Here is a 19,860-nt window from a genome sequence, read left to right on the forward strand (position 1 = left end):
CTGTCGGGGGCCGGCGCTTTTCTGAGCAGGGAACCCGGGTGCGCCCAGGTGGCTCTCAGCCGGCCGCCACTGTCAGTGGAGCAAAGCGTCGCGTCCAGTCCCCTGGCAGTTCCGAGATCCCGTACGTCATCACCGCGTTGAAACTCGTGGACTCCAGGCCGTGCTCCTTTGCCCAGGACAGCAACTCTTCGTGCCGTACATCGATGTCGGTACGCAGCGGGCGGTCGGTGTGGGCGGCCAGCGAGGCGATCAGCGCCTTCGCCGTCTCCGTGTCGCGGGCGACCAGCGGGCCCACCACATGGGTGTGCATATTGGGCCAGGCGGCCGCGTACCCAATGATCTGGTCGTTCTCCTCGGCGACGCGCAGTTGGTCGGAGAACGCGGGCAGCCGCGTGATCAGATGGGTGCGGTCGGTGCCGAAGACCTTCGCGTCGAGCCGAAGGATCGTGGTGAGGTCCTCGGCGGTGGCCGGGCGCGTGGCGACCTCGGGCTTCGGCCCGCCGGGGACGAAGTGTCCACGGACCATCTCGGCACGGCCGGTGACCTTGAAGCCCAACTCTTCGTAGAGCGGTCGGCCGTATGGGGTCGCGTGCAGGGTCAGCGGGGTGGTGCCCATCTCCGCCACGACGTGCCGCATCAGCCGTCGGCCGACACCTTGGCGAGCATGTCGCTCGGCGACCAGCACCATTCCGATCGCCCCCAGATCGGGCCTCCCCGGCGTTCCGTACTCGGTCACGACGCAGGCAGTGACGAGACCGCCGTCGGGATCATCGATGCCGTAGCCCGTCCCGGCCGCGAGGAGCAGACCCCACTTGTGTTCCTCACGGGGCCACCCCCGGTCCTCGGACAAGTCGGCGCAGTCGGTGAGATCGCGAGGCGCCAGACGGCGGATGGACAGAGCGGCGAGGGAAGGTGTGGACACGCAGGTCAGGCTGTCTGACATACACCTCTGACGTCCACCTGTTTGCCCACAGACGCATGGGCTTTTGGCCATGTCATGCCCCTTCGCACACCACGCGGACAGGTGTTTCACGTGAAACAGCGGCGGCCGACCGCGTGAAACGAAAGATGCCGACGGGAGGCCGGAGACGGGCTGTCCGGCAGACGGGACAGGATGCACCACTAACCTCGGCTCCTATGGCCCGACTTCATCTCTTCGACCTTGACGGAACGCTGCTGCACGGGAGCTCCGCACCCGTGGAGATCTCGCGGCAGCTCGGGCTGGAGGCGGAGACCATCGCGCTCGATCAGGCAATCTCGGCAGGGCGGACCGGCTCGCCGGAGTATGCGACGCAGGTACGCACCCTGTGGACGGATCTCACGGAGGCGCATGTGGTGGCGGCCTTCGAGGGTGCGCCGTGGCTGTCCGGTATCGAGGAGGTCTGGACGGAGATCAGAGGCAACGGCGATTACTGCGCCGTCATCTCGCTCTCGCCCTCCTTCTTCGTGGAGCGGCTGACGGAGTGGGGAGCGCATGCGGCGTACGGCTCACGTTTCCCCGCCCTGCCCTTCAGTGAGCCCGTTGACCTCGCGGGCATTCTCAGCGCTGAGGCAAAGGTGCAGATCGCGCGCCGGCTCTGTGAAGAGTTCGGTGTGAATCGGGCCGATTGCGTGGCCTACGGCGACTCGCTGTCGGACAAGGATCTGTTCGAGGCGGTGCCCGTATCCGTCGCCGTCAATGCGGATCGACATCTGGCCGGCCTTGCCACGCACTCCTACGTGGGGCGGGACCTGCGGGGCGCCTATGAATTGGTCCGACACGCCCTGTAATTAAGGGAATTGGCGATGGACCCCCGTTCATTCGTACGGAAGGAAGGGGGGACTTGTGCGTGGGGCGGCTGCCGGTATGGTCGACTCCGGTTCGCGTTCGCCGTGATGTGCGCACGTCTCGTGGGGCACGAACGCAGGCCGATGCAGCCTAACGGGACGGAGAGATCGAAGCCCTGTATTTCCCGTTGTGCGGCCGGGTGCTGCCCCGGAGTGGGATGCTGCGGTGAGAGCGGTGCGGCCAATGTCACATTCTCGCCTTACTTGTCCATACGCGGCTGGAATCGGGTTGAATGTGGCCGCATCGGCCGGTGGGGACTGAACGGGGCAGGAAAGCAAGTCGTCTACGGGGGAAAGCAGGCATCTTCCGACCGCGGAAGTGCGCAGACCGACCGAAAGATGTTCGAGGCGAGGCACACCATGGACGCTCCGACCACCACGTCGGCCGACAATGGCACTTCCGGAGGCAATGGCGGGGGCGGTTGGTTCACGCCGCGCAAGGAACCGGCGCCGTCCGGCGGGGAGCGGGAGCTCTCCGACGGTCGCCGTCTGGCCGCGATGCGCCCGGTCGGTCGGCCCACCACGGGGCGGGGAACGGCGGCGCAGGAACGAATATCCTCGGCCGTGGAAGCAGCGCCAACACCCCACGAAGCCATGCCCGCTGAGGCCCCGCGCCCCGCGCCGGAACCCGCCCACGACTCCGTACGACCGCTGTCAGGCGCCGCCGGGCCCGACCACGGCTCCCCGCGGTATGCCGCCGATGCGGAGCAGTCTGCTTTCGGACGGGAGCCGGCAGATGCAGGACGGGAGCCGGTAGATCTCGGACGGGAGCAGCCCGGCTTCCGCCCGGAGCCGCGTGTGCCCGTCCAGGAACAGCGGTTGCCCGAGCCGCCGCGTGTGCCTGTCCAAGCGCCGCGGTCGCCCGAACCGGGGGCGGCGGCCGTCCCTGAGATGCGGTCGCCCGCTCAGAGGCCCGCCCGCACTCCGGGGCCGTCTCCGGACGCCGTGCTCATCCGCCGGACCATGGCGGAGGTCGGCCCCGTCGCCGACAAGGTCACCTCCTACTTCTACGCGCTGCTCTTCGTTCGCCACCCGGATCTGCGGTCGCTGTTCCCCGCGGCGATGGACACCCAGCGGGACCGGTTGCTCAAAGCGCTGCTGACCGCCGCCGAGCACATCGACAACACCCCGGTTCTCGTCGACTACCTGCAGAACCTCGGCCGAGGCCATCGCAAGTACGGCACCCGGCCCGAGCACTATCCGGCCGTCGGCGAGTGCCTCATCGGCTCGCTCAGCCGGTTCGCCTCGGCGATCTGGGACACCGAGACCGAGGCGGCCTGGGTACGCGTGTACACGACGATCTCCCAGGTCATGATCGACGCGGCGGCCTCGGACGAGCTGCGCGCCCCGGCCTGGTGGTACGCCGAGGTGGTCGCGCACGACCTCAGGACTCCGGACATCGCCGTCATCACCGTCCGCCCCGACCAGCCGTACCCGTTCCTCGCCGGGCAGTACACGAGCCTGGAGACGCCGTGGTGGCCACGGATATGGCGGCACTACTCGTTTGCTTCGGCGCCCCGGTCCGACGGGTTGCTGTCGTTCCATGTGAAGGCCGTTCCGGCGGGCTGGGTGTCCAACGCGCTGGTGCACCGAGCCCGTCCCGGCGACATCATCCGGCTCGGCCCGCCGGCCGGATCGATGACCGTCGACCACACCACCGACAGCGGACTGCTCTGTCTGGGTGGCGGAACCGGCATCGCGCCCATCAAGGCACTGGTCGAGGATGTCGCCGAGCACGGGGAGCGGCGCCCGGTCGAGGTCTTCTACGGCGCCCGCACCGATCACGACCTGTACGACATCGACACGATGCTGCGACTGCAGCAGAGCCACCCCTGGCTCGCCGTGCGCCCGGTCGTGGACCAGCAGGCCCATCTCCAGCTGCCGGACGCCGTACGCGAGTACGGGCCGTGGAACGAGTACGACGCCTACCTCTCGGGCCCGCCCGGCATGATCCGCAGCGGGGTGGACGCCCTGAAGGACGCCGGCATCCCGTCGAACCGCATACGCCACGACTCGGTCGAGGAACTCGTCGCGGCAGGAGACTGACTGTCCGCCCCGTCGGACTGACCGGGGCTGCCCCGCCAGGACGAGCCGCAAGGCCTGGGCGCGAGGGACGTCAGCCCAGGTCAGGTGCGTGCATGGCCCGTACGCCCTCGATGTTCCCGTCGAGATAGTGCCGCAGGGACAGCGGTACGAGGTGGACGGAGGCGATGCCGACCCGGGTGAAGGGCACCCGCACGATCTCGTACTCGCCGCAGGGCTCCTCCATCTCGGGGCCGTGCCGCAGGGTCGGATCCATGGACTCCAGACGGCAGACGAAGAAGTGCTGCACTTTGACGCCGGTGGCGCCGCCGTCGTCGCCGATGTGCTCGACGGTGTCCACGAAGCAGGGCACCACATCGATGATCTTGGCGCCGAGTTCCTCGTGCACCTCGCGATGGAGCGCGTCGACGACAGTCGTGTCTTCCGGTTCGACCCCGCCACCCGGTGTGAGCCAGTAGGGATCGACGCCGGGCTTGGTGCGTTTGATCAGAATCAGGTCATCGCCATCGAGCAGGATGGCGCGGGCGGTGCGCTTGACCACGGGTCGGACGGTCATGGGGGAAATGTGGCCCAGATGGTTCCACGTGAAACATCGCAGAGCCCCGAGAGCCCCAGGAGAGGGCTCAGGAGAGGGCTCAGGAGGGGGCTCAGGACCAGTCCGCCGCGGCACGCAGCAGCCACTCGTGTGCCCGGGCGATGTGCGGCATGGCCAGTGTCCCGGTGCGGACCACCAGGAAGTACGTCCGCAGTGGAGGAACCGCCGGTTCGAGCAGTGCGACGACGTCGCCGCGTTCCAGGGCCTCGGCGCACAGATACCGGGGCAGCACCGCGAGGCCCGCGCCCGTGGCGGCGCAGGCGAGCACGGCCCGCAGATCGGGGACGACGACGGTGCCCGAGGCGGCCGGGCACGAGTCGAAGACGGACGCCCAGTAGCGGGCGACGAGTGGCAGCGACTCGTGCACCTCGACGACGGGGAAGTTCTCCAGCGCGGGCGAGCCCTTGCGACGGAGCTTTCCGGGACCGATGAGGGCGGCCCAACGCGGGGCGGCGACCAGGACGTGCTCCTCGTCGCAGAGCGGAGTCGCGGTGAGTAGGGCACCGCGCGGACGGGCCGTGGTGATGGCCAGATCATGATGTCCGGCGGCGAGCCCCTCCAGCGTCTCCTCGGCGTTCCCGAAGGAGGCGCGCAGTGCGAAGCCCTGACCGTCTTCGCCCGTCAGCTCCGTCAGCGCGGGCAGCGCGCGCTCGGCGGTGAACTCCGGTGGCCCGGCGAGGTGCAGGGTACGCAGCGACGAGTCCTCGTCGAGCCCGGTCTCGGCGATCTCCACCAGGGCGTCCAGATGCGGCGCGGCCTTGTGGGCGAGCTCGTCGCCGATCGTCGTCGGGGTCACTCCGCGGGCCTGGCGCAGAAAGAGCGGCCGCCCCAACTGCCGCTCCAACGTGCGGATCTGCGAGGTGACGGCAGGCTGTGAGAGACCGAGCAGCGCGGCGGCGCGGGTGAAGGAACCGGCCCGGTGCACGGTCACAAATGTGCGCAGCAGGGCCAAATCCATGGCGTCCCTCCCCTCCCAGCACACCCGACCGAGCCCCAACTATAAATAAGTCGATAGGTCTCTGTCGCTACTGTGATTGGACACTGACACAGAGTCAACTAGCCTTGTTCGCGCGGTTCTTCGCGCACAGAACCGGGACGGTCCGAGCCACGAGGGGGGAGGCTCGGACCGTCCGTTGTACGTAGCAAGGTACTAAGCCGACGGCCGCAATGTGTGCCGCAGCATACTCACCGGTCGCTCAGTAAGGGCTCATTCCGAGGATTCGACGAGCGCGCGGAGTACGTCCGCCACCAGGTCCTCGGCGTCCTCGGCACCGGCCGAGAAGCGGATGAAGCCGTCCGGCACCGCGTCGCCGCCCCACCGGCCGCGCCGCTCGGCGGTGGACCGCACCCCGCCGAAGCTCGTCGCGTCGTCCACCAGACGCAGCGCGTCGAGGAAACGGTCGGCACGCGCGCGCGTGGGCAGAGTGAAGGACACCACGCATCCGAAGCGCCGCATCTGCTGCGAGGCGACCTTGTGCGAGGGGTCGTCGGGCAGTCCCGGATAGCGCAGCCCGGTCACCTCGGGGCGGCCGCGCAGCGCCTCGGCGAGCGCCAGGGCGTTGGAGTTCTGCCGGTCGGCGCGCAGTTGGAGTGTGGCGAGGGAGCGATGGGCCAGCCAGGCCTCCATGGGCCCGGAGATCGCGCCGACGATCTTCCGCCAGCGCCGCACGGGCACCATCAGGTCGGCGTCGAGTGCGGTGACGTATCCGAGAAGGATGTCTCCGTGCCCGGTGAGCATCTTGGTGCCGCTGGCCACGGAGAAGTCGGCGCCCAGCTCCAGCGGGCGCTGCCCGAGCGGGGTCGCCAGGGTGTTGTCGACGGCGACGAGGGTGCCCTGCGCGTGGGCCGCCTCGGCGAGCCGTCGTACGTCGCACACGTCGAGTCCCGGGTTCGACGGGGTCTCGATCAGCAGCAGCTTCGCGCCGTCGAGCACCTCGAGCTGGGCGTCGCCGCCGGTCGGCGCGGTGCGCACCTCGATGCCGTACGCGGTGAGCTGCTCGCGCACCAGCGGCAGCACCTGGTAGCCGTCGGCGGGCAGGACCACGACGTCTCCCGCCTTGAGCTGGGAGAAGAGCACCGCCGAGATGGCGGCCATCCCGGAAGGGAAGGCGAGTGTCGTGACACCGTCCCGTCCGGGCGCCTCCAGCTCGCCGATGGCACGCTCCAGGAGCGTCCAGGTCGGGTTCTCGTCACGCCCGTAGGTGTACGGGCCGGTCGGATCGCCCGGCAGATGGAAGTGCGCGGCGAAGACCGGGCCGGGGAGAGCCGCCTCGTACTTGACGGGGTCGGGCAGGCCCGCCCGTACCGCTCGCGTGCCGTCGCCGCTTCTCGTGACGAAATCCCCTGACGTCATGCCGCCCGTCCCTCCAGTTCTTGCCGTATCGCGGCGAGCAGTCCTGGGCTCGCCGCCTCCACCATCTCAAGACATTCCTCGAAACCGTCCATAGGTCCGTAATACGGATCGGGGACGTCCAGGTCGTCGCCCGCGGAGGGGTCGTACGACCGCAGCAGTTGGACCTTCGCCGCGTCCTCGGGAGTGGGAGCGAGCCGGCGCAGGGCCTTGAGGTGGCCGGAGTCGAGGGCGATGACGAGGTCGAGACGGGAGAACCACGAGGCGTGGAACTGGCGGGCCGCATGGCCGCTCCCGTAGCCCCCCGCTTCCAGCACGGCGACGGTGCGCGAGTCGGCACCGTCGCCCTCGTGCCAGCCGCCCGTGCCCGCGCTGTCGACCTCGATCAGACCGTCGAGTCCGGCCTCTTCTATACGGGCACGGAAGACGGACTCGGCCATCGGGGAGCGGCAGATGTTGCCGGTGCAGACGAAACAGACGCGATAGGACATGGGACGCTCTCAGTCGTTGTCGCCGTCGGGCAGCACGACATTGAGTGCCCAGGACACCACCGAGATGATCAGGCCGCCCACGACAGCGGTCCAGAAGCCCTCCACGTGGAAACTCAGATCGAGCTTGTCGGCCAGCCACGAGGTGAGCAGCAGCATCAGGGCGTTGACCACGAGGGTGATCAGGCCGAGGGTGAGGATGAACAGCGGGAAGGTCAGTATCTTCAGGACCGGCTTGACCAGGAAGTTCACCAGACCGAAGACCAGGGCGACGAGCAGCAGCGTGCCGACCTTCTTGCCGGTGCTGTCCCCTGTCAGGGTGATCTTGTCGAGCAGCCACACCGCGACGGCCAGGGCCCCCGCGTTGGCGATCGTCTTGACTACGAAATTCTTCATGTGTCTGATCGTGGCAGAAGAGATCGACTGGCGAGCAAGGCTGTGGAAACAGCCTTCGGAGCAGGGGAGCGGACGAGGGCGATGAAGGCATTCCGGCTGGACGAACTGGAGGCGGAACGCGCCGCCAACGATGGTGCCTACCTGCAGTTCCTGCGCGAGCGGAACATGTCGGTCGGCCTGTACGCGCTGGACGCGGGCGAGCCCGACCCGCAGAAGCCGCACCAGCAGGACGAGGTCTACTTCGTCGTGAGCGGCCGCGCCTCGATCACGGTCGGCCTGGAGACCACCCAGGTCGCCCGCGGCAGCGTCGTCTACGTACCCGCGGGGGTTGCCCACAAGTTCCACCACATCACCGAGGATCTGCGGGTTCTGGTGGTGTTCTCTCCACCCGAGAGCTGACGTCCGTCTCAGGGTTCCCTAGGGGAACGGTCAGGGGAGGACAAGGGGTGCGAGGCCCCCGTCGGCGCTCTCTCGGCCCTAGCATCGAATGCAGGACATGAAAGAACCCGGAATCAGAGTCCCGGACTTGGGGCGACGGGCGAAGAGAGGTAAGGACAAGGGCGATGCGAGAGATCTTCAACGGGATGCCGTGGTGGGTGAAGTGGATCGCGGTGCCGGTCATCGCTCTGGTCGTGTTCGGCACGGTGATAGTCAGTGTGCTCAGTGTGCTGATCGGCCTGCTGTTCAAGGTGCTGATCTTCGTCGCTCTCGTCGGTGGACTGATCTACGTGGTCCGGAAGTTCATGTCGAGTTCGTCGTCTCGCGGCGACTGGTGAGACACCACCGGGTGAGCAACGGGTAACGGGCAGGCCGGGAAAGGGAACTCAAGGTTCCCTCGGCCGAGGGAAGTTTTCCGGCGAGGCCGTCTGCAAGCGGTGGTGGGCGGTTAAAGTCCGGAATTCGACGCGGGGCCGACCCCCGCGGGCAGCGCACAGCCCCCTCCCGTGTCCCCCCGCACGGGCGGTTCCCCTCGCGCTTCGGGAGTGCCCCTTGGCCACGGTTGACACCGCACCCGCAGAATCACCCGCCCCACCCATCCAGCGGTCCAGTGCTTCCGCGGGGTCATGTGTCCCGCCGGCCCAGCCCCGCACCTCGCCCGCGGAGGTGCGTGCTCCGCTGTCGGACGCGCGCACTCCCGGCCTGGGGGCCGCGGTCTCGGAGCCGCACCCCACGACCCTGATCGGCTCCGTGCAGCGGGCGATGCGGCTGCTGGAGGCCGTCGCCGCGCGTGAGCACGGGGCGCCCGCGAAGCAGCTCGCCCGGGAGGCCGGGCTTGCGCTGCCGACGGCGTACCACCTGCTGCGGACCCTGGTCCACGAGGGCTATCTGTGCCGCGAGAAGGGGCTGTTCTTCCTCGGTGAGGCCGCCGAGCGGCTGAGCAGCAGCGGAGCGCAGCAGAAACGTCGCAGCACAGTGAGCGACGTGCTCGCCCAGTGGCGCGATTCCATCGGTGTACCCGTGTACTACGCCGTCTATCGCGACGGCGAGATCGAGGTCATGTGCGTCGCCGACAGCCCCGGGAATCCGGCGGTGGAGGAGTGGGCCGACTTCCGGGAGACCGGGCACGCCCATGCGATCGGCCAGTGCCTGTTGTCCCAGCTCGACGAGAAGGCCCGCCGGGATCACCTCGATCGCTATCCAGTGCAGTCGATCACTCCGTACACGGTGCGTGACAACGCCAGTCTGCTGCGGCGCCTGGAACGGACGGGGCGCATGGAGCCCGTCATCGAGCGGCAGGAATACGCGCTGGGCACCGTCTGTGCCGCGCTTCCCATCACGGCCGGCACCACTGCCGCAACAATGGCCATTTCTCTCCCTATTCACCAGGCCGATCGACTGCTACCTGCGGCACGACAATTGCAAGGTGAGATCGGCAGACTACTTGGGACACTCGCGATCTCTATCAGCATCTGAAAACTCACTCCTTGTGATCTTTTGTGTACGTTGAGCAATATTTCAGCAGAGTCAGGGGGATGATTCCTGGCCAGTCGATGGCAAACGACGGGGTAGGCGATGCGCGAGTCGGTACAGGCAGAGGTCATGATGAGCTTCCTCGTGTCGGAGGAGCTCTCTTTCCGCATTCCGGTGGAGCTGCGATACGAGACCTGTGATCCCTACGCCGTGCGGCTGACCTTCCACTTGCCCGGCGACGCACCTGTGACCTGGGCGTTCGGGCGGGAGTTGCTGATCGACGGCGTGGGCCGGCCGTGCGGCGACGGTGATGTGCACATCGCGCCCGCCGACCCGGAGGCGTTCGGCGAAGTGCTCATCCGGCTTCAGGTGGGCGGCGACCACGCACTGTTCCGGTCCGGGGCGGCGCCGCTCGTGGCGTTTCTCGACCGCACGGACAAGCTGGTGCCGCTGGGGCAGGAGCGTTCCCTCGCGGACTTCGACACCCATCTCGACGAGGCGCTGGACCGCATCCTGGCGGAGGAGCAGAGCGCGGGCTGAGGAGTCCCACATCCCTCAGCGGAGTAACGCTTCCTCACCCGCAACACGGGCGTGGGGAGGGTCTCCAACGGTGCGGCGATTGGCTTGGTGAAGCCGCGGAAAGCTGATTCCGGCTCGGGCGTGACCCTATGGACTGCCTCTCGTTCTAACCGACATACACGCCGCGTGTTTGAAATGCGCGCGGTCCCCGCCACTGGCATCGTGTTTCACCTGCGGTGACCGGTTCAGCGTCCGGCGGGGCAGCGATCCCAGGGTGTGCCCGACCCGAAAGAGCCGGGCACAGTCCAGACGCCGGCACCGCGTCACCGCCAGTGACGCCGCACACGGGCTCCACCCAAGGATCGGCCCGGACTCGTCCGCGCTCGCCATCGCTTCCACCCCTCGGGGCCACGCGACAACCCAGGATCCTCAAGAGTTCCAGAGACGCTTCAATGCTTGCGGCGACGGCCCTTCCCACCGCGTACCGGCGCCCTGCTCCCCGCGGGCTCCGCGGGGACGGCCGTACCCCCCGGAGTCCCCGAACTCTCCGGACGGTCCGCCGAGACCACCAGGGCCGCCAACGCGGTGGTCACGGGCACCGAGGCGACCAGGCCGATCGAGCCGACCAGGGTGCGTACGATCTCCTCCGCGACCAGCTCGCTGTTGGCGACTGTGCCCACACTGCTCTGCGCGATCGAGAAGAGCAGGAGCAGTGGGAGCGCGGCGCCCGCGTACGCCAACACAAGCGTGTTGACGACCGATGCGATGTGGTCGCGGCCGATCCGGATGCCCGCGCGGTACAGGTCGCGCCAGCCCATCGTCGGATTGGCCCCGTGCAGCTCCCAGACCGCCGACGTCTGTGTCACCGTCACATCGTCGAGCACACCGAGCGAACCGATGATGACGCCCGCGAGCAGCAGACCGCTCATGTCGATGGACGGGTACAGACCGTGGATCAGACCGGTGTTGTCGTCCGTGTTGCCGGTCAGCGCCGCCCAGCCGATGAACTCCGAGCCGAGCACACCGATCAGCACCAGTGAGAGCAGTGTGCCGAGCACCGCCACGGACGTCCGGGCCGAGAGGCCATGACACATGTAGAGCGCGATCAGCATGATGGCGCTCGCCCCGACCACCGCCACGACCAGCGGGTTCGAGCCCTGCAGGATCGCGGGCAGGATGAACAACGTCAGGATCAAGAAGCTGACGGCCAGCGCGATCAGCGCCATGACGCCGCGCATCCGGCCCACCACCACGACGGTCAGTGCGAAGATCCCGGCGAGCAGCGCCATCGGGAACTGCCGGTTCACGTCGGTGACCGAGTACTGCAGATCCTTGGGCGCGGAGGGCTCGTAGGCGACCACGACCTTCTCGCCCTGGTGCAACTGCCGTGACTGGTCCGGCTGGACGATCTCCGTGAACGTACGGCCCTTGTCCTTGCCGGTGTCGATCCGGATCGTCGCCTTCTTGCAGTCGCCCGTCGCCTGCCGCTGCGCGGAGGAGCCCTCGGCGGTGGACGTGTCGCCGGTCGGGGTCTCCCCCGATGCGTTCACGGACTTGCAGTCCACCTTGTCGACCTTGGTGACCGTGGCCTGCTGGGTCTGCCGGTCGAAGCCGACACCGGTGCGCTCGTGGGAGGGTGCGCCGCCGGGCCAGAGCACCGTGAGACCCACAACGACCGCGGCGGCGAAGGGGATCAGAATGGCCGCGATGACCTTGCGCAGGTGCTTGGAGACGGGAGCGGCGGGGCCATGGCTGTGACTGTGCGAGTGTCCCGACCCGTGCCCGTTCCCGGGGTCCTGCTCATGCTCATGGCCGTCACCCGGTCCGTGTCCGTGTCCGTGTCCATGCCCGCCTTCGGAGCCGTGTCCATGGCCGTCACCGGTGCCGGGTCCGCGCGGCGGCTCGGAGGGTGGGAACGGGGGCTGCTGCGTTGTGGTCACCGACCGATCATCGCAAGAACGGCGAGGGCCCTCTGTTCACCGCGCCAGATATGACGCTAGCGTGGAGGCACCTTTGCACACGCGGGAGCTCGGAGCACCGGGCTGAGAGGGCGCTGACCTCCGTCTCAGCGATGTTTCACGTGGAACGAGTCATGTTTCACAAGAGACGTCGGCAGACGGAATCCGCTGCGTCGACCGCTGAACCTGTTACCGGGTAATGCCGGCGTAGGGAGTAGGTCTCATGACCAACAAGGACGTACGCACGCCTGCCTTCAGCCAGACGGATGGGGCACCGACCGTGCCCGAAGGTGGACAGCCGCAAGAGGCCGGGAGGTCCATCGGCTGGCACAAGGCACATGTCGGAGGTTCGCGCCCCGATCTGCGAGTGCCGGTCCGTCAGGTGCACCTCACCAACGGGCGGTCCGTCACGCTGTACGACACCTCCGGTCCGTACACCGATCCGACCGTGGACACCGATGTACGCAGGGGTCTCGCGCCGCTGCGTGAGAACTGGATCATCGCCCGCGGTGACACCGAGGAGTACGCGGGCCGTACCGTCCGTCCTGAGGACGACGGGATCAAGCACACCTCGCCGCGCGGGGGCCTGCGCAACCTCGACGCGGTCTTCCCCGGGCGGCCGCGCCAGCCGCGCCGGGGCCGCCCCGGAGAGGCGGTCACGCAGCTCGCGTATGCGCGTCGCGGTGAGATCACGCCCGAGATGGAGTTCGTGGCGGTCCGCGAGAACGTCGACGCCGAGGTCGTCCGCGAGGAGATCGCCGCCGGCCGCGCGGTGCTGCCCGCGAACGTCAACCACCCGGAGATCGAGCCGATGATCATCGGCAAGCGGTTCCTGGTGAAGGTCAACGCCAACATCGGCAACTCCGCGGTCACCTCCTCCATCGAGGAGGAGGTCGAGAAGATGACCTGGGCGACCCACTGGGGCGCCGACACGGTCATGGACCTGTCCACCGGCCGCAACATCCACACCACCCGTGAATGGGTCCTGCGCAACTCCCCCGTTCCTATCGGCACGGTGCCGCTCTACCAGGCGCTGGAGAAGGTCGACGGCCGTGCCGAGGAGCTGACCTGGGAGATCTACAAGGACACGGTCGTCGAACAGGCCGAACAGGGCGTGGACTACATGACCGTCCACGCGGGCGTGCGCCTGTCGTATGTGCCCCTCACCGCGAACCGCAAGACCGGCATCGTCTCGCGCGGCGGCTCCATCATGGCGGCCTGGTGCCTCGCGCACCACAAGGAATCATTCCTGTACGAGAACTTCGAGGAGCTCTGCGAGATCCTCGCGGCGTACGACGTCACCTACTCGCTCGGCGACGGGCTGCGGCCCGGGTCGATCGCGGACGCCAACGACGCGGCCCAGTTCGCCGAGTTGAGGACGCTCGGGGAACTCAACACGATCGCGAAGCGTTTTCACGTACAGACGATGATCGAGGGCCCGGGACATGTCCCGATGCACAAGATCAAAGAGAACATCGACCTTCAGCAGGAGATCTGTGATGAAGCTCCGTTCTATACGCTCGGTCCGCTGACGACGGACGTCGCGCCGGCGTACGACCACATCACCTCCGGCATCGGTGCCGCGATGATCGCCTGGTGGGGCACGGCCATGCTCTGCTACGTCACGCCCAAGGAGCACTTGGGCCTGCCCAATCGTGACGACGTCAAGACCGGCGTCATCACCTACAAGATCGCCGCCCACGCAGCCGACCTCGCCAAGGGGCACCCAGGTGCGCAGGAATGGGACGACGCGCTGTCCGACGCCCGCTTCGAGTTCCGGTGGGAGGATCAGTTCAACCTGGCCCTCGACCCGGACACGGCACGGGAGTTCCACGACGAGACCCTGCCGGCCGAGCCCGCCAAGACGGCGCACTTCTGCTCCATGTGCGGCCCGAAGTTCTGCTCGATGAAGATCAGCCAAAGTATCAGCGAGCGGTTCGGCGGTGCGGTGGCTGAGGGAGCGTCGCCGGAGGAGATCGCCGAGGGGATGCTGCAGAAGTCGAAGGAGTTCGCGGCGAGCGGGAACCGGGTGTATCTGCCGATCGCCGACTGACGAGTCACGGGGCGGCGCTCATGGCGGGCCGACCATGAGCGGCGTCCCCGCACGGGCAGTGGCGGAAGCGTCGTGGGCGCTCTGAGGCCGGCGAGCTGGTGTCGGTCGTCGTCGTGTGCGGGTTCCTTCCCGACCTACGACTGCTGTGAGCCGTTCGATGCGCGGGGATGCGTATCGAATGGCTCCGGGGGCGGGCTCTCTCGGCAGACTGGGCGCATGACATCGACATCCATGAGCAAGGGCGCCAACCTTCCCGTCGCCGCCGGGGCGGTGCGGGCCGAGCTCGGCTGGAGCGGCGGGGCCGGTGCGCCGGACGCGGATGCCTCGGCACTGCTGCTCGGCGCGGATGGACGGGTGCGGGACGACGGTGACTTCGTCTTCTACAACCAGCCACAGCACGCCTCCCACGCCGTACGGCATCTGGGGAAGCGGCGGGACGGCGGTGCCACGACGGACACGGTCGAGGTGGACCTGCGCGCCCTGGAACCGGAGATCGAGCGGGTCGTGCTGTGCGCCTCGGCGGACGGCGGCACCTTCGGTGAGCTCTTCGGGCTGACACTGCGGCTGCTCGACGCCGGGACACTGCAGGAGTTCGCGCGTTTTGAGATGGAGGCGACGACGGAGACGGCGTTCATCGGGGGTGAGCTGTATCTGCGGGGCGGTCGATGGAAGTTCCGGGCGGTGGGCCAGGGGTATGCGTCGGGGCTGGCCGGTCTGGCCACCGACTTCGGTATCAGCGTGGAGTCCGACGAGGCCGCCGTCTGCCCGCCGGAGCAGACGGCCGCGCCCGCGGCCCGACCGACGGCGCCGCCTGTGGGGCAGCCGGCGGGCACGCCTGTAGTTCCGCCCGCGCCCGCGCCGGTGGTCACGCCGACGGCTGCCCCTGCCCCTGCGCCCGCCGCACAGGTTCCCCTGGCACCCCCGGCGGCCTCCCCGCGTCTGAGCAAGGCCGAGGAGCGGCTTCCCGTCGACATGCGCAAGCGGCTCTCGCTGCGCAAGGAGCAGGTGGCGGTCAGTCTGCGCAAGCACGGTGCGGCGGGGGTCACGGCGCGCGTCGTGCTGATCCTCGACGCCTCCGGTTCCATGTCCTTCCTGTACTCGAAGGGCGTCGTCGCGGACGTGGTGGAGCGGATGGCCGCGGTGGCGGCTCAGTTGGACGACGACGGGGTGATGCAGGCGTGGACGTTCGCCTCCCATGCGGCCCGGCTGCCGGACTTGAGCCTGGGCGAGTTGCCCGAGTGGCTGGAGCTCCATGTCCGGGTCGGTGAGCTGAGCCTGTTCCGGCGGAGCAGGAAGCCGCGGAAGGGCCTGCTGCCGGGGCAGGTGGACATGCGGGCGGTCGGTATCCAGAACGAGGAGCAGAAGGCGATCGCCGATGTGCGCACGTATGTGCGAGAGCATCCGGCCGTCGATCCCACACTGGTGCTGTTCTTCTCCGACGGAGGTGTCTATCGCAACAAGGAGATCGAACAGGAGCTGCGGGACGCGGTCGAGGAGCCGATCTTCTGGCAGTTCGTGGGTCTGGGACGGTCCAACTACGGCGTGCTGGAGCGGTTCGACTCGCTGCCGGGCCGACGCGTCGACAACGTCGGGTTCTTCGCCGTGGACGACATCAGTGGCGTACCGGACCCGGAGCTGTACGACCGGCTGCTCTCGCAGTTCCCAGCCTGGATGACGGCGGCGCGGCAGCTCGGCATCATCTGACGGCGCCCGCAGAGGACCGTACGAGCGTGTGCGCCGCGCGGACCCGTGAGGGCCCACGCCGTATCGGCGCAGGCCCCTGCTCCCGTCACCCCGGTGTCGGCACGCCGGGTGTCACTCCGGCTGGTGCTCGGGGCCTCCGAAGTCGGGGCTGGTGAAGTCCGGGCTGGTGAAGCTCGGCCGTGGGCCCGCCGCGGGGCCGCCGTCGGGGCTGCTGAACCCCGGCCGGTCGTAGCCGAGGTGCGGCATGCGGCCGGTGGTCGGCGTCGGTGACGGACGACCCAGTGCCGCCGTGCCCGGATCGGCGAGGGCCTCCCGGAGGAACGGCATGATGCCGCGCTCCAGCAGGGCCTCGCGCCAGGCTTCCCTGGCCCGGGCCACCTCCGCGTTCAGGTCGCCGGGTGCTCCGGCCCGCAGCGAGGACGAGCCGTTGCGCAGGGCGGTCAGCAGCAGCCCGACCGCGGCGACCAGGATCGCGGCCGCCGTGACCGCGCCGAAGACCCACCCGGTGGTCAGGAGGGTCTGGGCGAACGCGAGCTCGGGGGTGAGCACCTTCAGGATGAACCCCACGAGCAGGAAGATCGCCGCGGCTGTCCCGGCGAGGACGGGGGCGAGCACCGCGACGACGGCAGTGACGCCGGCTCCGGCGGTCTCGGTGACCTCCCCCATGGTGGCGGCGAGCCCCACCGCGGTCGCGCCCGGCTCCGCGGAACCGGCTTCTTCGCTCACGGCTGGGGTGGACGGCGCCGGGTGGCGCAGTTCCTCGCGGACCTTCACGTAATGCGCGTACTCGGTCGCCGCGGCCGCCGTGATGAGCGCGGTGGCGTTGAGCGCCATGGTGCGCAGCTGTTCGAGGTTGAGCCGCTGGCCGACAGCGGCGAGTTCCGGGCGGTATGGGGCGGAGCGCAGCGCCTCATCGAGGAGCCGCCCGTATTCCTGGCGGTCCTCGCTCAGCAGGTGCTGCGGAACGCTGTTCATGTGCATCCCCCGATGCTCCGTAGGGCTGGTGGCTCGCACGCTGACGAGCCGTCGGGCAGAAACGGAGGGGAGCCTGCTACGGATAAACCGATGGTAGAGCGGTGACGGCACGCCGTGACAGGGGGTTTCCAGAAATTGCCCCCTGGCCAGCGCAGTCCTCCGTGGGGGACGCCTGCCCGAAGAACGCTCAGCTATCCAGGGGCAGTTGCTGGACCAGCAGTTTTCCGGCCATGGTCACTCCGCCGTCCATTGCGATGGCCAGTCCGGCGGCGTAAAGATGCGGTCCTTCGACCACGGGGCCCGCGCTGTCCTCGCCGTCCTCCGAGCCGACCTCGCCCAGGAGGTACGGGATCGGGCTGTGACCATGGACGATGCGGGTGCCGCCGTAGGTGTCCAGCAGGGAGAGCACGGCCGCGGGGCCGTCGTCGCGGAAGGCGAAGCGTCTGGTGAACTTCCGGAAGAGGTCCCAGCACTCGTCCGCGTCGTTGCGCGTGAGAGTTTCGCGGATGGTGTCGTTGACCGCTTCGATCGAGTCGCCGTAGTCGAGGTAGGCGGTGGTGTCGGAGTGCACCAGGAGGTGTCCGTCGACCTGCTCCATGGCGTCCAGCCGGGCCATCCACTGCAGGTGGTGGTCCTGGAGCCGGTCCATGTCGGTCTTCTGGCCGCCGTTGAGCAGCCAGGCGGCCTGGAAGGTGGCGGTGCCCGCGCCGGAGTTGACGGGAGTGTCGCCGAAGCGTCTGGCGCCGAGCAGGAGCAGCTCGTGGTTGCCCATGAGCGCCTTGCAGTAGCCGCCGGCCGCGGCCGCCTCGGCGGACAGCCGCATCACGAGGTCGATCACCCCGATGCCGTCCGGGCCGCGGTCGGTGAAGTCGCCGAGGAACCACAGGCGCGCGGTCCCGGCGGACCAGTTGCCGGCGGCGTCGATGAGGCCCTGCTCCTGGAGCGCGGCGACCAGCTCGTCGAGATAGCCGTGCACGTCGCCGACGACGTACAGCGGGCCCGGCCCGGTGGCGGGCCCGGGGGCCGCCACGACCTCGGGATCGATCATGACCTGAAGCGTGTCACCCCGGTTGATGACCGGCAGATCGCGCCGGGTGGGCGTGTAGCCCTCGGGCTCCTCGTCGGCCCTGGCCATCTCGCCTGGAGGTGTGCTCGGCGCGTACGGACCGGTCTCGTGGACGTACGCGGGCACCCGGAAGTCGCGCAACGTCTCCGTCCGCACCGCCTCGGGTCCCTGACCGGCCCCCTGAGTCATCGACCCCTCCACCACCATCGCGCCGCATCTGCACCGGATCGGACTGCCTGGTCGCAGCGGCCCGCGGTGTCGTGGGCCCATCATAGGAATGCGGATCGCGCCATGTGATGACCCAGGGGTGGTGAATCGGAGCAGGAGCCCTGTTCGCCGTGGTTTTCTCCCGAATTGGGTGGGGCTTTCCCTGGTGGACGCCCCGACGCGGGCCGGCCGGCCGTCAACCTCGACGGAGGCCGGGCCACTCTCCCCGGTCGATGCCGGACTACCCCTGCTCGGGGGATCGGGGCGGGCTGACCGTCGTACGGGGCGGGCGTCGCTCGGAGGATGTCCGCACGATCAACTCCGTCGGTATCACCTGTTCGACCGTTTGGCCCGATTCGACCCCTTCGATGGCGTCGATGAGGAGCTGGACCACGGCCGTGCCGATCCGGCGCGGTTTGAGGGAGAGCGTGGTGATGGGCGGTTCGGTGCTGGCGTAGACGGTGGACTCGCTGCAGCAGACCAGGAGCAGGTCGTCCGGGACGCGCAGGCCGTAGCGGCGGGCGGCGGCCAGCAGATCGGTACCGTTCGGGTCGAAGAGGCCGTAGACGGCGTCGGGCCGGTCGGGGCGGGCCAGCAGCCGGTCGGCGGCGACGGCGCCCGCGCACGGGTCGTGGGCGGGGTAGGCCTCGTACACCGGATCCTGTCCGACCCGCTCGCACCAGCGCAGGTACGCGGTGGTGGAGAGGTGGGTGTACGTGTCCGTGGAGGTGCCGGTGAGGAGGCCGATCCGGCGGGCGCCGGCGTCGGCGAGGTGGTCGAGGATGCCCAGGACCGCGGCCTCGTGGTCGTTGTCCACCCAGGCGGTGACCGGGAGCGAGCCCGCCGGGCGGCCGTCGGAGACGACCGGTAAACCCTGGCGGACCAGCTCGCTGACGACCGGGTCCTGGTCGGACGGGTCGATGACCACGGTTCCGTCCAGGGCGACGTTCGACCACACGTCGTGGCGCGAGGTCGCGGGGAGGATGACCAGGGCGTATCCCCTGGCGAGCGCGGCCGAGGTGGCGGCTCTGGCCATCTCCGCGAAGTACGCGAACTCGGTGAAGGTGAAAGGTTCATCCCCGTACGTCGTCACGGTCAGGCCGATGAGGCCCGACTTGCCGGTACGGAGGGTTCGGGCCGCGGCCGACGGGCGATAGCCCAGCCGGTCTGCGACCTCGCGGACGTGGCGTCGGGTGGCGTCCGGGAGCCGGCCCTTGCCGTTGAGGGCGTCGGACACAGTCGTGATGGAGACCCCTGCGGCCGCGGCCACGTCTCTGATGCCCGCCCGGCCCGGTCGACCGCCTCGGCGGGAGGTCTCTGCCCGGCTCACCTGGTGCTTCCCTGCTGCTGTCATGGCGAGCCGATAGTAGGGCTCATGCGGTGGGGTAGTGCGGACGCATATGCACTCGTTGACAGGCACGTTTCTGCATGGTCAAAAAGATACAACCGCCTTTGAAACAAAGTCAGTTGAACGATCCAATGGCAATACGTGACTTGTCGGCGCGCATAGGCCTGCCAAGTGGGCCATGTTTCGAAGAGGTCTCAACTCACCTTCACGGGTGATGCGCGCCACGGCGTGAGCCACCGGCGCATGCGGTTGTGGGTAGCGCGCCCCCCCCATTTCGTACGCCTTCGTACGAGGATGACCGTGCACTCGTACGGCGGTGACGGCCGAGTTCGTCCGGCGCTGATCGTCGCTTTCGTGCGGCGGTGACGGTCGAGTTCCTGCGGCGGTGATCGCGGAGTCGTGCGGTGCTGATCGTCGGAG

General features: G+C 68.7%; 18 protein-coding genes and 1 riboswitch. Of the genes, 8 read left to right on the forward strand and 10 right to left on the reverse strand.

Annotation, left to right across the window (positions count from 1 at the left end):
- Positions 1-55 precede the first annotated feature (55 nt).
- Complete coding sequence (locus OG747_RS22450) at positions 56-922, reverse strand: GNAT family N-acetyltransferase (RefSeq protein ID WP_405881135.1); 867 nt, start codon at positions 920-922, stop codon at positions 56-58.
- Between the two features lie 215 nt (positions 923-1,137).
- Here OG747_RS22450 and OG747_RS22455 point away from each other — a divergent pair, with 215 nt between their 5' ends.
- Both OG747_RS22455 and OG747_RS22460 read left to right on the forward strand, forming a co-directional pair.
- Positions 1,138-1,770, forward strand: a complete 633-nt coding sequence (locus tag OG747_RS22455; RefSeq protein ID WP_405881136.1) for an HAD family hydrolase — start codon at positions 1,138-1,140, stop codon at positions 1,768-1,770.
- Positions 1,771-2,187: 417 nt separating this feature from the next.
- The gene (locus OG747_RS22460) at positions 2,188-3,873 is read left to right on the forward strand and encodes a globin domain-containing protein (protein ID WP_405881137.1); all 1,686 of its coding nucleotides are present in this window, start codon (positions 2,188-2,190) and stop codon (positions 3,871-3,873) included.
- 70 nt (positions 3,874-3,943) lie between these two features.
- Here the strand turns inward: OG747_RS22460 and OG747_RS22465 are convergent, their stop codons facing one another.
- From OG747_RS22465 to OG747_RS22485, 5 genes are all read right to left on the reverse strand, one after another.
- A complete protein-coding gene (locus OG747_RS22465; RefSeq protein ID WP_405881138.1) occupies positions 3,944-4,426 on the reverse strand; it encodes an NUDIX domain-containing protein in 483 nt (160 codons plus the stop codon).
- 91 nt (positions 4,427-4,517) lie between these two features.
- Positions 4,518-5,423 carry a LysR family transcriptional regulator gene (locus OG747_RS22470; protein ID WP_405881139.1) on the reverse strand — a complete coding sequence of 302 codons (906 nt, stop codon included), beginning with the start codon at positions 5,421-5,423 and terminating at the stop codon, positions 4,518-4,520.
- A gap of 249 nt (positions 5,424-5,672) precedes the next feature.
- Positions 5,673-6,818, reverse strand: coding sequence for a cystathionine gamma-lyase (locus OG747_RS22475; RefSeq protein ID WP_405881140.1), 1,146 nt, complete (start codon positions 6,816-6,818; stop codon positions 5,673-5,675).
- Positions 6,815-7,306, reverse strand: coding sequence for a low molecular weight protein-tyrosine-phosphatase (locus OG747_RS22480; protein ID WP_405881141.1), 492 nt, complete (start codon positions 7,304-7,306; stop codon positions 6,815-6,817). Before OG747_RS22480 ends, OG747_RS22475 begins: the two co-directional genes overlap by 4 nt.
- 9 nt (positions 7,307-7,315) lie before the next feature.
- Positions 7,316-7,699 carry a phage holin family protein gene (locus tag OG747_RS22485; RefSeq protein ID WP_405881142.1) on the reverse strand — a complete coding sequence of 128 codons (384 nt, stop codon included), beginning with the start codon at positions 7,697-7,699 and terminating at the stop codon, positions 7,316-7,318.
- A gap of 81 nt (positions 7,700-7,780) precedes the next feature.
- Between OG747_RS22485 and OG747_RS22490 the strand changes: the two genes are divergently transcribed.
- The 4 genes from OG747_RS22490 to OG747_RS22505 all read left to right on the forward strand — a co-directional run bounded on the left by OG747_RS22490 (position 7,781) and on the right by OG747_RS22505 (position 10,150).
- A complete protein-coding gene (locus OG747_RS22490) occupies positions 7,781-8,098 on the forward strand; it encodes a cupin domain-containing protein (RefSeq protein WP_099942285.1) in 318 nt (105 codons plus the stop codon).
- Positions 8,099-8,262: 164 nt separating this feature from the next.
- The gene (locus OG747_RS22495) at positions 8,263-8,475 is read left to right on the forward strand and encodes a DUF5326 family protein (RefSeq protein WP_405881143.1); all 213 of its coding nucleotides are present in this window, start codon (positions 8,263-8,265) and stop codon (positions 8,473-8,475) included.
- Positions 8,476-8,887: 412 nt separating this feature from the next.
- A complete protein-coding gene (locus OG747_RS22500) occupies positions 8,888-9,613 on the forward strand; it encodes an IclR family transcriptional regulator (RefSeq protein WP_405881144.1) in 726 nt (241 codons plus the stop codon).
- 99 nt (positions 9,614-9,712) lie between these two features.
- The gene (locus OG747_RS22505) at positions 9,713-10,150 is read left to right on the forward strand and encodes an SsgA family sporulation/cell division regulator (RefSeq protein ID WP_356798107.1); all 438 of its coding nucleotides are present in this window, start codon (positions 9,713-9,715) and stop codon (positions 10,148-10,150) included.
- A gap of 428 nt (positions 10,151-10,578) precedes the next feature.
- Here OG747_RS22505 and OG747_RS22510 read toward each other — a convergent pair whose 3' ends face one another.
- Positions 10,579-12,069 carry a YibE/F family protein gene (locus tag OG747_RS22510; protein WP_405881145.1) on the reverse strand — a complete coding sequence of 497 codons (1,491 nt, stop codon included), beginning with the start codon at positions 12,067-12,069 and terminating at the stop codon, positions 10,579-10,581.
- Positions 12,070-12,140: 71 nt separating this feature from the next.
- Positions 12,141-12,318: riboswitch (TPP riboswitch) on the forward strand.
- On the opposite strand from OG747_RS22510, the gene thiC reads away from it, so the two are divergent.
- Together thiC and OG747_RS22520 are read left to right on the forward strand one after the other, a co-directional pair.
- On the forward strand, positions 12,311-14,140 hold the full coding sequence (gene thiC / locus OG747_RS22515; protein WP_405881146.1) for a phosphomethylpyrimidine synthase ThiC: 1,830 nt from the start codon (positions 12,311-12,313) through the stop codon (positions 14,138-14,140). It overlaps the preceding riboswitch by 8 nt.
- Positions 14,141-14,356: 216 nt before the next feature.
- A complete protein-coding gene (locus tag OG747_RS22520; RefSeq protein ID WP_405881147.1) occupies positions 14,357-15,844 on the forward strand; it encodes a VWA domain-containing protein in 1,488 nt (495 codons plus the stop codon).
- A 111-nt stretch (positions 15,845-15,955) separates the two neighbouring features.
- Here the strand turns inward: OG747_RS22520 and OG747_RS22525 are convergent, their stop codons facing one another.
- From OG747_RS22525 to OG747_RS22535, 3 genes are all read right to left on the reverse strand, one after another.
- Positions 15,956-16,825 carry a hypothetical protein gene (locus tag OG747_RS22525; protein ID WP_405881148.1) on the reverse strand — a complete coding sequence of 290 codons (870 nt, stop codon included), beginning with the start codon at positions 16,823-16,825 and terminating at the stop codon, positions 15,956-15,958.
- 181 nt (positions 16,826-17,006) lie between these two features.
- A complete protein-coding gene (locus OG747_RS22530; protein WP_405885628.1) occupies positions 17,007-18,089 on the reverse strand; it encodes a metallophosphoesterase family protein in 1,083 nt (360 codons plus the stop codon).
- 244 nt (positions 18,090-18,333) lie between these two features.
- A complete protein-coding gene (locus tag OG747_RS22535; RefSeq protein WP_405881149.1) occupies positions 18,334-19,446 on the reverse strand; it encodes a LacI family DNA-binding transcriptional regulator in 1,113 nt (370 codons plus the stop codon).
- Positions 19,447-19,860: the final 414 nt, after the last annotated feature.

It is taken from the genome of Streptomyces sp. NBC_01384 (genome assembly GCF_045040035.1).
Taxonomy (GTDB): Bacteria; Actinomycetota; Actinomycetes; order Streptomycetales; family Streptomycetaceae; genus Streptomyces.